This is a genomic window from Streptomyces sp. NPDC002265 (assembly GCF_040296125.1).
Taxonomy (GTDB): Bacteria; Actinomycetota; Actinomycetes; order Streptomycetales; family Streptomycetaceae; genus Streptomyces.
Genome location: NZ_JBEOWS010000007.1, coordinates 1 through 16097 on the forward strand (window position 1 = coordinate 1; position 16097 = coordinate 16097).

At 72.2% G+C, this 16097-nt stretch carries 10 protein-coding genes; 2 read left to right on the forward strand and 8 right to left on the reverse strand.

The features are described from left to right. Window positions 1–79: 79 nt before the first annotated feature. The 6 genes from serA to ABT085_RS02310 form a co-directional block, all read right to left on the reverse strand. Complete coding sequence (serA, locus tag ABT085_RS02285; protein ID WP_351600650.1) at window positions 80–1669, reverse strand: phosphoglycerate dehydrogenase; 1590 nt, start codon at window positions 1667–1669, stop codon at window positions 80–82. Window positions 1670–1969: 300 nt separating this feature from the next. Beyond that, complete coding sequence (ilvC, locus tag ABT085_RS02290; RefSeq protein WP_351600653.1) at window positions 1970–2968, reverse strand: ketol-acid reductoisomerase; 999 nt, start codon at window positions 2966–2968, stop codon at window positions 1970–1972. A 119-nt stretch (window positions 2969–3087) separates the two neighbouring features. Further along, window positions 3088–3612, reverse strand: a complete 525-nt coding sequence (gene ilvN / locus ABT085_RS02295; protein WP_152887256.1) for an acetolactate synthase small subunit — start codon at window positions 3610–3612, stop codon at window positions 3088–3090. Window positions 3613–3632: 20 nt separating this feature from the next. Further along, window positions 3633–5489: an acetolactate synthase large subunit gene (locus ABT085_RS02300; RefSeq protein WP_351600656.1), complete on the reverse strand. Its 1857-nt coding sequence runs from the start codon at window positions 5487–5489 to the stop codon at window positions 3633–3635. A gap of 235 nt (window positions 5490–5724) precedes the next feature. Continuing rightward, entirely contained in the window at window positions 5725–8784 is a 3060-nt protein-coding gene (locus ABT085_RS02305) for a putative bifunctional diguanylate cyclase/phosphodiesterase (protein ID WP_351600659.1), read from the reverse strand. Window positions 8785–9198: 414 nt separating this feature from the next. After that, complete coding sequence (locus tag ABT085_RS02310; RefSeq protein WP_351600662.1) at window positions 9199–10149, reverse strand: 2-hydroxyacid dehydrogenase; 951 nt, start codon at window positions 10147–10149, stop codon at window positions 9199–9201. A gap of 74 nt (window positions 10150–10223) precedes the next feature. Here ABT085_RS02310 and ABT085_RS02315 point away from each other — a divergent pair, with 74 nt between their 5' ends. Together ABT085_RS02315 and ABT085_RS02320 are read left to right on the forward strand one after the other, a co-directional pair. Continuing rightward, window positions 10224–11222: an aldo/keto reductase gene (locus ABT085_RS02315; RefSeq protein ID WP_351600664.1), complete on the forward strand. Its 999-nt coding sequence runs from the start codon at window positions 10224–10226 to the stop codon at window positions 11220–11222. Between the two features lie 139 nt (window positions 11223–11361). Next, on the forward strand, window positions 11362–12531 hold the full coding sequence (locus ABT085_RS02320; RefSeq protein WP_351600666.1) for a PQQ-dependent sugar dehydrogenase: 1170 nt from the start codon (window positions 11362–11364) through the stop codon (window positions 12529–12531). 87 nt (window positions 12532–12618) lie between these two features. On the opposite strand, the gene ABT085_RS02325 is transcribed toward ABT085_RS02320, so the two are convergent. Further along, window positions 12619–12909, reverse strand: a complete 291-nt coding sequence (locus ABT085_RS02325; protein WP_351600669.1) for a DUF6191 domain-containing protein — start codon at window positions 12907–12909, stop codon at window positions 12619–12621. 36 nt (window positions 12910–12945) lie between these two features. Beyond that, window positions 12946–16065, reverse strand: a complete 3120-nt coding sequence (locus ABT085_RS02330; RefSeq protein ID WP_351600833.1) for a helix-turn-helix transcriptional regulator — start codon at window positions 16063–16065, stop codon at window positions 12946–12948. Window positions 16066–16097: the final 32 nt, after the last annotated feature.

Genomic DNA, 16097 nt, shown 5'->3' on the forward strand with positions numbered 1-16097 from the left:
CCGTCCGGCGTTCGAGGACGAGGCCGTTCGGGCCGAAGCGGGGGCCCGGGGGCGGCAGCCCCCGGACATGACGGCGACCTCAGACGAGGTTGACCGATCGGGCCGACGTCGCGCCGATCTCCGCCGAGACCTCGGCCAGCACCGCCGGCGGCACCGTGTCGTCCACGGTCAGCACGGCCAGCGCCTCGCCACCGACCGCCGCACGGGCGACCTGCATACCGCCGATGTTGATACCGGCCTCGCCCAGGATGCGGCCCACCGTGCCGACGACGCCCGGACGGTCCTCGTAGCGCAGCACCACCATGTGGTCGGCGAGCGCGAGGTCGACGTCGTAGTCACCGACGGCGACGACCTTCTGGAGGTGCTTGGGGCCGGCCAGCGTGCCGGAGACGGACACCTCCTCGCCGTTGCCGAGGGTGCCGCGCACGGTGACCACGTTGCGGTGGTCGGGCGACTCGGAGCTGGTGGTCAGCCGCACCTCGACGCCACGCTCCTGCGCGAACAGCGGGGCGTTGACGTAGGAGACCGTCTCGGCGACGACGTCCTCGAAGACGCCCTTGAGCGCCGAGAGCTCCAGCACCTTCACGTCGTGCTGGGTGATCTCGCCGTACACCTCGACGTCGAGGCGGACCGCGACCTCACCGGCGAGCGCGGTGAAGATCCGGCCGAGGCGCTCGGCGAGCGGCAGGCCCGGCTTGACGTCCTCGGCGATGACACCGCCCTGGACGTTGACCGCGTCCGGCACGAGCTCGCCGGCGAGGGCGAGGCGTACGGACCGGGCGACCGCGATGCCCGCCTTCTCCTGCGCCTCGTCGGTCGACGCGCCGAGGTGCGGGGTGGCCACGACCTGGTCGAACTCGAACAGCGGGGAGTCCGTGCAGGGCTCCTTGGTGTACACGTCGAGACCGGCACCGGCGACCCGGCCCTCCTTGAGGGCGGAGTACAGCGCCTCCTCGTCGACGATGCCGCCGCGCGCGGCGTTGACGATGCGCACGCTCGGCTTGACCTTGCGCAGCGCCTCGTCGCCGATCAGACCGACCGTCTCGGGGGTCTTGGGCAGGTGGACGGTGATGAAGTCGGAGACCTCCAGCAGCTCGTCCAGCGACAGCACCTTGACGCCCATCTGGGCGGCGCGCGCGGGCTGCACGTAGGGGTCGTAGGCGACGACCTTCATGCCGAACGCGGACATGCGCTGCGCGACGAGGGCGCCGATGCGGCCCAGACCGACCACGCCGAGGGTCTTCTCGGCCAGCTCGACACCGGTGTACTTGCTGCGCTTCCACTCGCCGTTCTTCAGGGCGGTGTTGGCCTGCGGGATGTGGCGCGCGGTGGCCAGCAGCAGACCGCAGGCGAGCTCGGCGGCGGTCACGATGTTCGAGGTGGGGGCGTTGACGACCATCACGCCGGCCTTGGTGGCCGAGGAGACGTCCACGTTGTCCAGGCCGACGCCGGCTCGCGCGACGACCTTCAGCTTCTTGGCGGCGGCGACCGCCTCGGCGTCGACCTTGGTGGCCGAGCGGATCAGGATCGCGTCGACGTCGGCAATAGCCGGGAGCAGTTCGGCTCGGTCGGCTCCGTTGCAGTGCCGGATCTCGAAGTCCGGGCCCAGCGCCTCCACGGTCGCGGGCGACAGCTCTTCAGCGATCAGTACGACAGGTTTCGAGCTCACGTGAGTCCTCACAAGTCTGGGGCACCTCCCATGCCCGCCAGGCCATGGGGGCGCGTGCGGACGGCCGTCCCGACGGCCGCAGGCGGAGGAGGGGGCTAGCCGCGTGGAAGACGCACGACGCTGTGGGCCTGACGCGTATGTAGTGGAGCAGTGTAGTAGCGCGGCAGAGGCTGTCTTGCGCCTCCGCGTAAGGATCACCCGTCCGTGGCTGGACGGGTTGGACAACACACTGGTTCCCGGTGTTACCCAGGGTCTGCCGAAGGGCCGGAGCGCGCCGCCCCGGCCCTTCGGTCACAAGGCTTACGCCTCCTCGTCGACCCAGCTCATCAGCTTGCGCAGCTGCTTGCCGGTGGTCTCCAGCAGGTGCTCGGAGTCCTGCTGCTTGTACTCGTTGTACTTCTTCAGACCGCCGTGGTACTCGTCCATCCAGTTCTTGGCGAACGTGCCGTCCTGGATCTCGGCGAGGACCTTCTTCATCTCGGCCTTGGTGGCGTCGGTGATGATGCGCGGGCCGGTGACGTAGTCGCCCCACTCGGCGGTCTCGGAGATCGACCAGCGCATCTTCTCCAGGCCGCCCTCGTACATGAGGTCGACGATCAGCTTCAGCTCGTGCAGGCACTCGAAGTACGCGATCTCCGGCTGGTAGCCGGCCTCGGTCAGCGTCTCGAAGCCCGCCTTGACCAGCGCGGCCGTACCACCGCAGAGGACGGCCTGCTCACCGAACAGGTCGGTCTCGGTCTCCTCGGTGAAGGTCGTCTTGATGACGCCGGCCCGCGTGCCGCCGATGCCCTTGGCGTACGACAGCGCCAGCGCGAAGGCGTTACCGGTGGCGTCCTGCTCGACGGCGGCGATGCACGGAACGCCGCGGCCCTCCTCGTACTGACGGCGCACCAGGTGGCCCGGGCCCTTCGGGGCGACCATGCAGACGTCCACGCCGGCCGGGGGCTTGATGAAGCCGTAGCGGATGTTCAGGCCGTGGCCGAAGAACAGGGCGTCGCCGTCGTTCAGGTTCGGGGCGATGGACTCCTCGTAGACCTGGGCCTGGATCGGGTCCGGCACCAGGATCATGATGACGTCGGCCTCGGCCGCGGCCTCGGCGGGCGTCACCACGCGCAGACCCTGCTCCTCGGCCTTCGCCTTGGACTTGGAGCCCTCGTGCAGGCCCACCCGCACGTCGACACCCGAGTCACGCAGCGACAGGGCGTGCGCGTGGCCCTGGCTGCCGTAGCCGATGACCGCGACCTTGCGGCCCTGGATGATGGACAGGTCGGCGTCGGCGTCGTAGAACAGCTCGGCCACTTTGGGTTCTCTCCTTGGTGTGCAGGTGTTGCTCTCACCGTATGACGATGAGGGGAAGGGTAGGTTTCGGGTCTCGGTATACGGGCGGCCCGCCGACGGCCGGCCGCCCCTGACCAGACTTACGCAGAACGGTCCAGCGCGCGCAGCGACCGGTCCGTGATCGAGCGGGCGCCGCGGCCGATGGCGATCGTGCCGGACTGGACGAGCTCCTTGATGCCGTACGGCTCCAGCATCTTGAGCATGGCCGACAGCTTGTCGCCGCTGCCGGTGGCCTCGATGGTCACGGCCTCCGGGGAGACGTCGACGGTCTTGGCGCGGAACAGCTGGACGATCTCGACGATCTGGGAGCGCGTCTCGTTGTCGGCGCGCACCTTCACCAGAACGAGTTCCCGCTGAACGGCCGAACCCGGCTCCAGTTCGACGATCTTGAGCACGTTGACGAGCTTGTTGAGCTGCTTGGTGACCTGCTCGAGCGGCAGGTCCTCCACCTGCACCACGATGGTGATGCGGGAGATGTCGGGGTGCTCGGTGACCCCGACCGCGAGCGAGTCGATGTTGAAGCCGCGGCGGGAGAACAGGGCGGCGATCCGGGCGAGGATGCCGGGCGTGTTCTCGACCAGGACGGAGAGCGTGTGCTTGGACATTGCGGTGTGGTCTCTCTCGCTCAGTCGTCTTCGTTGTCGCCGAAGTCGGGGCGGACGTCCCGGGCGGCCATGATCTCGTCGTTGGACGTGCCGGCGGCGACCATCGGCCACACCATCGCGTCCTCGTGGACGATGAAGTCCACGACGACCGGGCGGTCGTTGATGGAGTTCGCCTCCGCGATGACCTTGTCGAGGTCGTCCGGCGACTCGCAGCGGATCGCGTAGCAGCCCATCGCCTCCGACAGCTTCACGAAGTCCGGGATGCGGGTGCCGGCGCTCGGCTCCGTGCCCGTCGCGTCCGGGCCGGAGTGCAGCACGGTGTTGGAGTAGCGCTGGTTGTAGAACAGGGTCTGCCACTGGCGGACCATGCCCAGGGCGCCGTTGTTGATGATCGCGACCTTGATCGGGATGTTGTTCAGGGCGCAGGTCGTCAGTTCCTGATTGGTCATCTGGAAGCAGCCGTCGCCGTCGATCGCCCAGACGGTCCGGTCCGGCACGCCCGCCTTGGCGCCCATGGCGGCGGGGACCGCGTACCCCATGGTCCCGGCGCCGCCGGAGTTCAGCCAGGTCGCGGGCTTCTCGTACTGGATGTAGTGCGCAGACCACATCTGGTGCTGGCCCACGCCCGCCGCGAAGACCGTGCCCTCGGGGGCGAGCTGGCCGATGCGCTGGATGACCTGCTGCGGGGAGAGCGAGCCGTTCTCGGGCTGCTCGTAACCCAGCGGGTAGGTCTGCCGCCAGCGGTCGAGGTCCTTCCACCAGGCGGTGTAGTCGCCCTTCTGGCCCTCGCTGTGCTCCTTCTGCACCGCCTGGACCAGGTCCGCGATCACCTCACGGGCGTCGCCCACGATCGGCACGTCCGCCTCGCGGTTCTTGCCGATCTCCGCGGGGTCGATGTCCGCGTGGACGATCTTGGCGTGCGGGGCGAAGCTGTCCAGCTTGCCGGTGACCCGGTCGTCGAAGCGGGCGCCGAGGGCGACGATCAGGTCGGCCTTCTGCAGCGCGGTGACGGCGGTGACCGAACCGTGCATGCCCGGCATCCCCACGTGCAGCGGGTGGCTGTCGGGGAACGCGCCCAGCGCCATGAGGGTGGTGGTGACGGGCGCTCCGGTGAGCTCGGCGAGGACCCTCAGCTCGGCGGTGGCGCGGGCCTTGAGCACCCCGCCGCCGACGTAGAGGACGGGCCGCTTCGCGGAGGTGATCAGCTTGGCGGCCTCGCGGATCTGCTTGGCGTGCGGCTTGGTCACCGGGCGGTAGCCCGGCAGGTCCATCACCGGCGGCCAGGAGAACGTGGTCTGGGCCTGGAGGGCGTCCTTGGCGATGTCGACCAGGACCGGTCCGGGGCGGCCGGTGGAGGCGATGTGGAACGCCTGCGCGATCACCCGCGGGATGTCCTCCGCCTTCGTGACCAGGAAGTTGTGCTTGGTGATCGGCATCGTGATGCCGACGATGTCCGCCTCCTGGAACGCGTCGGTCCCGATCGCCTTCGAGGCGACCTGGCCGGTGATCGCGACCAGCGGCACGGAGTCCATGTGGGCGTCCGCGATCGGCGTGACCAGGTTGGTCGCACCCGGGCCCGAGGTCGCCATGCACACACCGACCCGGCCGGTGGCCTGCGCGTACCCGGTGGCCGCGTGGCCGGCGCCCTGCTCGTGGCGGACCAGGACGTGGCGCACCCGGGTCGAGTCCATCAACGGGTCGTAGGCGGGGAGGATCGCACCGCCGGGAATGCCGAATACCGTGTCGGCCCCGACCTCCTCGAGAGAGCGGATGAGGGACTTCGCGCCCGTGACGTGCTCGACGGACGCGGACTGTCCTCCGGATCGGGGCCGCGGCTGCGGATGGTGGGCCCCGGTGGCCTGCTCGGTCATCGTCATTCTCTTCTCGATGCTGAGGGTTTTTGCGAAGTTCGTGCGGTGTGCGGCTGTTGCACGCCAGGCTCTGTGCAACAAAAAACCCCTCGTGCCGTAAGGCAAGCGAGGGGAGCGCGCCGGTGAGGTCGCTGGGGATTCCGGATCCTCTCCGGTCGTTCCCAGCTCAGCCGACGCGCTGTCCAAGTACGAGAATTCGGGTGCGCATGGCACCGACCCTCCCCCCGGCGCACATCCACTGTCAAGTGGGTGGGACGGGAGTCTCATTATGTGAGCGGAGAGCGGTACCGCCCCCGAGGACGGCGGCCACCCCGCCCGGGTACACCCCGGCACCGCCGCCGCCCGCGAACGCGGGCTCGGCCGGCCCGTGGGGCACCGGATAGTGGCCGGAGGCGAGCGCCCGGCGCAGCCGGTACTCGTCGAGCGGGCCGGAGAACGCCATGCCCTGGCCATGGGTGCAGCCCATCGCGCGCAGGGCGACGACCTGCTCCGGGAGGTCCACGCCGTCGGCCACGGACTGGAGCCCCAGATCGCTCGCGATCCGCAGCAGCCCACTGGTGATCTTGTGCAGCCGGGCCGACTCCACGACCCCCTCGACGAGCGAGCGGTCGAGCTTCAGCACGTCGACGGGGAGTCTGCGAAGCGCCGTGATGGCCGCGTAACCGCTTCCGAAGCCGTCCAGGGCGATACGGACACCCAGGCGCCGCAGGGCGCTCAGGCGGCGCTCCAGCTCGTCCAGCGGCACCCTGGGCTCGGTGTCGGCGAGCTCTATCACCAGGGACCCCGACGGCAGTCCGTGCCGGGTCAGCAGGGCCTCGACGGAACCGAGCGGCATCGAGCGGTCGAGCAGCCGGCGGGCGCTGACCCGCACGACCACCGGCACGCCCAGACCGGTCCCGATCCGTTCGGCGGCCTGTTCGACGGCCTCCTCCAGGACCCAGCGGCCCAGCTCGGCGGTCTTGTCGCTGTCCTCCGCGACCCGCAGGAACTCGGCGGGCGTGAAGAGCACCCCCTGGGAGGAGCGCCAGCGGGCCTGGGCGGTGACCGACGTGATCCGGCCGTCCTCCAGACCGACCACGGGCTGGTGCAGCAGCGCGAACTCGCCGTCGTGCAGCGCGGCCCGCAGTCGCGTGGCCAGTTCGGCCTTGCGTACGACGTCCTGCTGCATCTGCGGCTTGTACAGCTCGACCCGGCCCTTGCCGGCCGCCTTGGCGCGGTACATGGCGAGGTCGGCGTTGCGCAGCAGCTCGCCCGCGCCGAGGCCGGACTCGGCGAAGGCGACGCCGATGGACGCGGCGACGCGGACCTCGTTGCCGTCGATCACGTACGGCTGCGAGAGCGTGACCCTGAGGCGGTCGGCGAGCTCCAGGATGTGACGCTCCCGGGCGGTACGGTCACGGGTTCCGTCCCCGGTGATCAGGGCCGCGAACTCGTCGCCGCCCAGCCGGGAGGCGGTGTCCCCGTGCCGGACGGCGTCCTGGAGCCTGCGGGCGGCCTGGACCAGCAGTTCGTCCCCTGCCTGGTGCCCGATGGTGTCGTTGACGGCCTTGAAGCCGTCGAGGTCGATGAAGAGCACGGCGGTGCCGCGCAGGGCGGTGCGGTCGGCGGCGCGGCGGCCCGACAGCGCCTGCTGCACCCGCCGGGTGAACAGTGCGCGGTTGGGCAGGTCGGTGAGCGGGTCGTGCTCGGCGTTGTGCTGGAGCTGTGCCTGCAGCCGCACCCGCTCGGTCACGTCCCGGCTGTTGAAGATCAGACCGCCGTGATGGCGGTTGACGGTGGACTCGACGTTGAGCCAGCCGCCGTCCCCCGACCTGAAACGGCACTCGATACGGGTGGTGGCCTCCTCCAGGGGGCTGGCGGCGAGGAAGCGGCGCACCTCGTGCACCACGCAGCCCAGGTCCTCCGGATGGATGAGACCGGCCAGTTCGGTGCCTACCAGGTCCTCCGCGGGCCGTCCGTAGACCCCGGCGGCGGCCGGGGAGACGTACCGGAGGATGCCGTTGGGTGCGGCGATCATGATGACGTCGCTGGAGCCCTGCACCAGGGAGCGGAAGTGGTTCTCCTGCTGCGCCAGCTCCTGGGTGAGGGTGATGTTGTCGAGGAGCATGATGCCCTGGCGCACCACGAGGGCGAGGACGACCGTGCCGCCGGTGAAGAGCACCACGCGGTCGACGCTGTGTCCGTCGAGGACGTTGTAGAGGATGCCGAGGGTGCAGACGGCGGCGGCGAGGTAGGGCGTGAGGGCGGCCAGGGAGCCGGCGATGGGCCGGGTGGCCGGATACCGGCTGTGATCACCGCCCTGCGGTGCTCCGGGGGGCGCTCCCTCGGGTGTCTCCCGGGAGGCGCCGGACGGCGTGCCCCGGGTCGTGCCGCGCGGTGTCTCCTGCGGCGGCCCGGCGGGGTGACCGCCGGGACGCTGCCCGGGCAGGTGCTCGCGCACCACGCGCGTGTGCCCTTCGCCGCCCGCCGGCTCCTTGGGCCGGGGCGCGGCCCAGGGGGCGTACGCGAGCAGCAGGGAACCGGCGAACCAGCCCGCGTCGAGCAGCTGGCCGGAGCGGTAGTTGTCGTGCAGCAGCGGCGAGGTGAACAGGGCGTCGCACATCACGGTCAGGGCGAGCGCGCCGATCGCGGTGTTGACCGCGGTGCGGTTGACCGCCGAGCGCCGGAAGTGCAGCGCGAGCACCATGCTGACCAGGGCGATGTCGAGCAGCGGGTAGGCCAGCGACAGCGCGGTGTGCGCCACGCTCGGCCCGTCGAACTTCGCCGCCTGGGCGAGCGCCAGGCTCCAGGACAGGGTGACCAGCGAGCCGCCGATCAGCCATGCGTCCAGGGCCAGGCAGACCCAGCCGGCCTTGGTCACCGGCCGCTTGGCCAGCACCAGCAGCCCCACGATCGCGGGCGGGGCGAAGCACAGGAAGAACAGGTCGGCACAGCTGGGGCTGGGCACGGGCCGCTCCAGGACGACCTCGTACCACCCCCAGACGCCGTTGCCCAGGGCGGCCATCGCCGAGGACAGGGCGAACAGCAGCCAGGCGGACCGGAAGCGGACGCGCCGGGTGCGCGCGTAGAGGAAGCACGAGACGGCGGCGCTGCCCGCCGCGGCGCTCAGCCCGAAGTCACCCATGATCAGCGCGACTTCGCCGGAGCCCCAGCCGAGCGCGGATCCGACGGCGTAGACCGCGCACACCAGGGCCAGGGCGAGTTGGTGGACCAGGTTCGATCCGCCGCCGGGGGCCGACGGGCCGAACAGCGGTGCCCGCACGGCAGGCTGCGCGCGCAGCGTCCCGTCGAGGGTGGACATGGAAGGCCGGAGCGAACTCACCGGTCCCTCCCGCTCCGCGCGGCTCCCGGGTCCCGCGGGTCCCGGTGCGCTGGATGCGCTCTCCTGCGACAGCTGTGCCTGCGGTGGTGATGGCTGTGGTTACCACTGTGATCGGCATGGTGACCGCGTCGTCTGCGCGCGGCCGTGCGCCAGGGCCGCCGTCGGCGGTCCCGACGCGTCGGGTCGTTCGTCCATAGGCCGTGCATCGCCCGTCGCCCCCCTCACAAGTCTGAAATATCCATCCCCGGCGCCGAACGGTGCGCGGCGCAGCCCCTGTCGGGACGATACACCAGTCCCGTCACTCAGGGACATAGTTCCTCTACGCTCCGTGACGACGCAGGACAGGCGGGCACGCACCGCGCCCGCAGGACTGCGGAGGGTGCTCGCCATGGATCACATGTCGGCCGTGCCTGTCGTACGGATCACGTGGCGCAGTGGCTGCCGGTTCACGAAGCGCCCCAACTGGTCGACCAGCAGCCGCTTGGCGCGGGGCAGGAACGCGGACGTCGGACCGCCGACGTGCGGGCTGATCAGCACGCCCGGCGCGTGCCACAGCGGGTGACCGGGGGGCAGCGGCTCGGGGTCCACGACGTCCAGGGCGGCGGTGATGCGGCCGCTCTTCAGTTCCCTGAGCAGCGCCTCGGTGTCGACGACCGGCCCGCGGGCGACGTTGACCAGCAGCGCGCCGTCCTTCATCCGGGCCAGGAAGGCCTCGTCGACCAGGCCGCGGGTGCTCTCCGTGAGCGGCGTGGAGAGGACGACGACGTCCGCCTCCGGGAGCAGGGCGGGCAGTTCGGTGAGCGGATGCACCCGACCGCGCGCCGTGGTGCGCTCAGAGCGCGCGACTCGCGCCACCCGCGCCACCTCGAACGGGACGAGCCGGTCCTCGATGGCCTCGCCGATGGCCCCGTACCCGACGACGAGGACGTTCTTGTCGGCGAGCGCCGGCCGGAAACCGCCGGCCCACCGGCCCTGGTCCTGGGCCCGCACGAAGTCGGGGATGCCCCGCAGCGAGGCGAGGATCAGCGCCAGCGCGAGTTCGGCCGTGCTCGCGTCGTGCACTCCGCGCGCGTTGCACAACTGCACGCCGGGGCGAAGGTACTTGAGACCGGGTTCCACATTGTCGGTGCCGGCGGACAGCGTCTGGACCACCTGCACGGAGCTCATCGCCGGCAGGGGGCGCAGGCCGACGTCGGCGGGTTTCATGTAGGGCACGACGTAGAAGGCGCAGTCGGCCGGGTCCGCGGGAAAGTCCGCCTCGCCGTTCCAGAACAGGTAGGCGGGCCCCTGCGGAAGGCCCTCGATCTCGTCCGGCGGAATGGGAAGCCATACGTCAGCACTCATGGTCAGGAGGCTATGTCAGGCCAACCGGAGGCAGAGGTTAGGTTGGGGTCCGGGCGAGGGAGGTTCACGAGCACGTGGAGCGCAGGACGATCGGTGCGGGGGCGCTCGCGACGGGGGCCGTCGGACTCGGGTGCATGCCGATGAGCTGGGCCTACAGCGGGTCGCGGCAACGTGGCGACGAGTCGCTGAGAGCGGTGCACCTGGCCCTGGACCTGGGCTCGACGCTCCTCGACACGGCCGACATGTACGGCCCGTTCACCAACGAGCTGTTGGTGGGGCGGGTGTTGAAGGAGCGGCGCGGGGACGCGTTCGTCTCCACCAAGGTCGGCCTGCTGGTCGGCGAGCAGCACATCGTGGCCAACGGGCGTCCCGGATACGTGAGAAGAGCCTGCGACGCCTCGCTGCGCCGGCTCCAGACGGACGTGATCGACCTCTACCAGCTTCACCGGGCCGACCCCGAGGTCCCCGTCGAGGAGACCTGGGGCGCGATGGCGGAGCTCGTCCGGGCCGGGAAGGTGCGGGCACTCGGGCTGTGCGCGGTGGGCGCGCGCGGCGGACGCCGCACCGGGGCGCGGCTGCACGACGCGACGATCCGTCAGTTGCAGCGGGTGCAGCAGGTGTTCCCGGTGAGCGCGGTGGAGGCCGAGCTGTCCGTGTGGTCGCCGGAGGCGCTGGACGCGCTGGTGCCGTGGTGCGCGGCGCGCGGGATCGGCTTCCTGGCGGCGATGCCGCTCGGCAACGGCTTCCTGACCGGCACGCTGACCCCCGGCGAGGGCTTCGAGCCGGACGACATGCGCGCCCGCCACCCCCGCTTCACCGCCGAGATGATGGCCGCGAACCAGCCGATCGTCGCCGGTCTGCGCCGGGTGGCCCGGCGGCACGGTGAGCAGGTCACGGCGGCCCAGGTGGCCCTGGCCTGGGTGCTGGCCCAGGGGCGGCACGTGCTGCCCGTGCCGGGCGCGAAGCGGGAGCGGTGGGTGACGGAGAACGCGGCGGCGGCCGCGCTGCGGCTGACCGCGGACGATCTGGCGGAAGTGGCCGCGCTGCCGGGGGCGATGGGGTCCTGGGACTGAGCCGGGAAGCCCGCGGGGCTCGCACGGACCCGTTCGCACAAACGTTTCCCCAAGCCCGTTCGGGCATCGGGGTCCCCGTCCGGGAACCCTTCGGGCGGGAGCGGCGTAGACAAGGAGAACCCTCCGCGTCGAAGGGACCATGATCGTGCAACGTCGAGCTGTGACGTCCGTACTGGCCGCGGGCACCCTCCTGTTGACGGCCGGCTGCTCCTCCGACGCCGGAGGATCCGGCCGGGACCCCTCGGGCACCGCGTCGGCCCGTACGGGCGCGACGGCCTCCGCCACCGGTCCGGCGGCCGAGTCGGCCCCGCCCGCGAAGGGCTCGGTGAAGGTGCTGCGCACGGTCGCCGAGGGGCTCAAGACCCCCTGGGGGCTGGCCCCGGTCCCCGGCGGCGGCCTGCTCGTCTCCTCCCGGGACGAGGGGACGATCACCCTCGTCGACGAGAAGACCGGCAGGAAGACGGAGCTGGGCGAGGTGCCGGGGGTGTCCCCGGCCGGCGAGGGCGGCCTGCTGGGCATCGCACTGTCCCCGGACTTCGCCTCGGACCACATGCTCTACGCGTACTTCACCTCCGCCTCGGACAACCGCATCGTCCGGATGCTCTACGACCCCGCGAAACCGGCGGGCGAGCAGCTGGGCGCGCCCGACACGGTCTTCAAGGGCATCCCCAAGGGGATGATCCACAACGGCGGCCGGATCGCCTTCGGCCCCGACCGGATGCTCTACGCCGGTACGGGCGAGACCGGCGACCGGGGCCTGTCGCAGGACAGGAAGTCCCTGGGCGGCAAGATCCTGCGGCTGACCCCGGAGGGCGAACCCGCCCCGGGCAACCCGTTCCCGGACTCCCCCGTGTACTCGTACGGGCACCGCAACGTCCAGGGGCTGGCCTGGGACGCGAAACAGCGGCTGTTCGCCTCGGAGTTCGGCCAGGACACCTGGGACGAGCTGAACGCGATCGTGCCGGGCGGCGACTACGGCTGGCCGGACGCCGAGGGCAGGTCGTCCGATCCGAAGTACCGCAACCCGGTGGCCCAGTGGCACACGGACGACGCCTCCCCCAGCGGTGCCGCCTACGCGCAGGGCTCCGTCTGGATGGCGGGCCTGAAGGGCCGGCGCCTGTGGCGCGTCCCGCTGCGGGGGACGGAGGCCTCGGCGGCTCCGCAGGCCTTCCTCACCGGCACGTACGGGCGGCTGCGCACGGTGGTGCCGGCGGGCGGCGACAAGCTGTGGCTGGTCACCAGCAACACGGACGGCCGGGGGGACCCGAAGCCGGGGGACGACCGGATCCTGGAGCTGGAGGTGAGCTGAACCGCCCGCCCGCCCCGGCCGGTCCGTGTCCCGCCTGCGCCCGTCCCCGGCTCGCCGCACGCCCCGGCCGGTCCGCTCCCGGGTCGCTCATCCGCCGCCGGGGCCCGGCGCGTCCGGCTGCGGGTCCGCGCCCGGCACGTCCGGGTCCGCGTCCGACGCGTCCGGTTCCAGGTCCGGCGCGCCCGATTCCGCGTCCGGCACGCCCGGGTCCGCCTCCGGCGGGGGCAGGCGTACGACGACCTTCCCCGACGTGAGGTCTATCGGCCCACGTCCGGGATCGCTGTCCCCGGTGTCCTCACGGGTCAGCTCCAGCCGGTTCTGTTCGTCACGGGTGTGCTTGCGGCCCGGTGCGAAGAGTTCCGCGAAGGCATCGAACACAGGTCCTCCTCCTGGCGGTTTCCTCCACCCTACGGCTCAGGTCCGCGGGCCGGAGGGCAGCGGACCCGAGGGCGGCGGGCCGGCCGGGAACAGCCCGGCCCGGTGCGCCAGCGCCGCCGCCTCCCCCCGGCCCGAGACCCCGAGCTTGCCCAGGATGTTGGAGACGTGGACGCTGGCCGTCTTCGGGGAGATGAAGAGCTCCTCGGCTATCTGCCGATTGGTGCGCCCGGCGGAGACCAGACGCAGCACGTCACGCTCCCGGCAGGTCAGGCCGAGGGCCTCGGCCGGGTCGGCCGGCCGCTCCGGGGCGCGGCCCGGGAACAGACGCGCGCCCCGGGCCAGCCGGGTGACGGCGCCGGCCAGCGGGCGGGCGCCGAGCTCCTCGGCGACGGCGTGGGCGAGGCGGAGCAGCTCGGCGGCGCGGGCCCGTGCGTCGCCGTCGCCGGCCGGGGTGCCGCCCGGGCGCTCGGCACCGGTGGCGAGCAGCGCCTCGGCGAGCCGGTACCGGATGCGGGCGAGATCGTAGGGCCGTTCGAGCTCCTCGAAGGCGGTGACCGCCTCCGACCAGGTCCCGGCAGTGGCCCGCCCCTCGGCCAGGTGCACCTCGGCACGGACCCACCGCTCGTGGGCGAGCCACACGGGCGCGGCCGTGGTGAGGGCCTTTGCGGACTCCAGGATGCGCTCCAGGGTCCGTCGGCGGCCCGGCTGCGCGACGGGCAGGGCGCGGGCGTCCGCCTCGGTGGCGGCGGCCGTCAGGAGCAGGGGCCAGGCGTAGCGCTGGGTGCCGGGCGGGAAGCCGGCATCGAGGACGGGGTCGAGGACGGCGCGCGCGTCGAGGATGCGGCCCTCGGCTGCGGCGAGGCCGACGGTGACCCACGCCAGCGGGATCGACTGCTGCGGAAGGACGTCATGGGAACCGAAGTGCGCCGCCGCCAGAGCCAGTTGACGACCCGCATCGGGCAGGTCGCCCCGCGACAGGGCGATCTGGGCCAGGCAGAGCGGGGCGTCCCCCAGCGGTCCCGCGTTGCGGCCGAGCCGCAGGGCCTGGCGCGCCGCGTCGGCGGCGGCGTCCCAGCGGCCCAGCGAATGGAGTGACTCGGCCAGGTTGCACCACACCCAGCTCTCGGCGTCCACGAGGCCGAACTTCCGCGTGTAGACGGACCCTTCCTCCAGAAGCGGGACGGCTTCCCGGGACCGGCCGACGGCCTCCAGCTCCGCGGGCAGGTTCACATAGGCGCGCCCGGCGACATAGGCGATGCCGAGCCGGAGCGCGCGCTCCTTGACGTCGCTCATCTGGGCGAGCCCGGCCTCGATGTCCCCGGCGTCGACCATGAGGGCGCCGAGGGTGAGGCGGTCGTTCAGCTCGATCTCGTCGGCGCCGACCATCCGGGCGTACTCCACGGCCCGTTCGGCGGCCGAGAGGGCCTCGGGGCCAGGCGTGTGCGCCATCAGCCAGGAGGCCACGGCGCCCAGCACCTCGGCGTGCACCCGCGACGGGGGCAGACCGCGTACCAGCTCCTGGGCGGCGGCCAGTTCCGCCCAGCCGTCCCCGCGGGCCTGGGCCTGCATCAGCCGGGAGCGCTGGACCCAGAACCAGGCGGCGCGCAGGGGGTCCTGCTCCTCGTCCAGCAGGCGCAGCGCCCGCTTGGTGATCTTCAGGGCGCGTTCGCGCTCGCCGCAGATCCGGCCCGCGACGGCGGCCTCGGCCAGCAGGTCGAGGAAGCACAGGGCGGATGGACCGCGGCCGTCACCGTCCCCACGGCTGTCGACGTCATCGGTGCCGTCGCGGCCGTCGGCCGGGTAGGCCTGTACGTAATCGAGCGGACGGAGCCGGGACCGTACCGCCTCGGGGGCGGCGTCCCACAGCTCCATGGCGCGCTCCAGCAGCCGCAGTTGCTCGCTGTAGGCATGCCGGCAGCGGGCCGTGGCGGCGGCTTCGAGAACGGCGGGCAGGGCCTTGGCCGGGTCATGGGCGTGATACCAGTAGCTCGCCAGGCGCATGACACCTTCGTCGACCGGGACGAGCGTGGGATCGGCTTCCAGGGCCTCGGCGTAGCGGCGGTTGAGGCGGGAGCGCTCACCGGGCAGCAGGTCGTCGCCGACCGCCTCGCGGACCAGGGAGTGCCGGAAGCGGTAACCGTCGCCGGACGGGGCCACCAGCAGGATGTGGGCGTTCACTGCGTCGCGCAGCGCCTCGATGAGGTCGTCCTCGCCGAGCCCGGCGACGGCGGCGAGCAGCCGGTACTCGACGGTGGAACCGCCCTCGGCGACGATCCGCGCGACGTTCTGGGCGCACTCGGGCAGGCTCTCGACCCGCACCAGGAGCAGGTCGCGCAGCGAGTCGGTGAGTCCCGTGGAGCAGCCCGCGCCGACGGCCACGGCGAGTTCCTCGACGAAGAAGGCGTTGCCGTCGGAGCGTTCGAAGATGTGGTCGACCTGGGCGGGGTCCGGTTCGGCGGCGAGGATGCCGGCGATCTGGCGGCTCACCTCCGCCCGGTCGAAGCGGGCGAGCTCGATCCGGCGGACCGTGCGCTGCCGGTCCAGCTCGGCGAGCAGGGGCCGCAGCGGATGCCGGCGGTGGATGTCGTCGGCGCGGTAGGTGGCGAGGACGACGAGCCGGCCGGTGCGCAGGGTGCGGAAGAGGTAGGCGAGAAGGTGGCGGGTCGAGGCGTCGGCCCAGTGCAGGTCCTCCAGGGCCAGCACCACGGTGCGGTCGGCCGCCAGCCGCTCCAGCAGCCGGGCGGTGAGTTCGAAGAGGCGGGCCATGCCCTCCTCGTCGTAGCGGCCGAGGACACCCTCGCCCAGCTCCGGCAGGAGCCCGGCCAGCTCCTCCTGCCGTCCGGCGGCCGCGGCGGCCAGCGCGTCGGGCAGCTCCCGGCGCAGCGCGCGCAGGGCGGCGGAGAACGGCGCGAAGGGCAGTCCGTCGGCGCCGATCTCCACACAGCCGCCGACGGCGACGACGGCGCCCCGGCCGCGGGCGACGGACGCGAACTCCTCGACGAGCCGGGTCTTGCCCACCCCGGCCTCACCGCCGATCAGCAGTGCCTGCGGCTCGCCCTCGACCGCACGGGCCAGCGCGTCGTCCAGGGTGCCGAGCTCCGCGGCACGGCCGACGAACACGGGACTGACGGAACTGTTCTGCACGGGCCCGAGCATCGCACAGAGCTCGGTCCGGACCGGGGCGGACG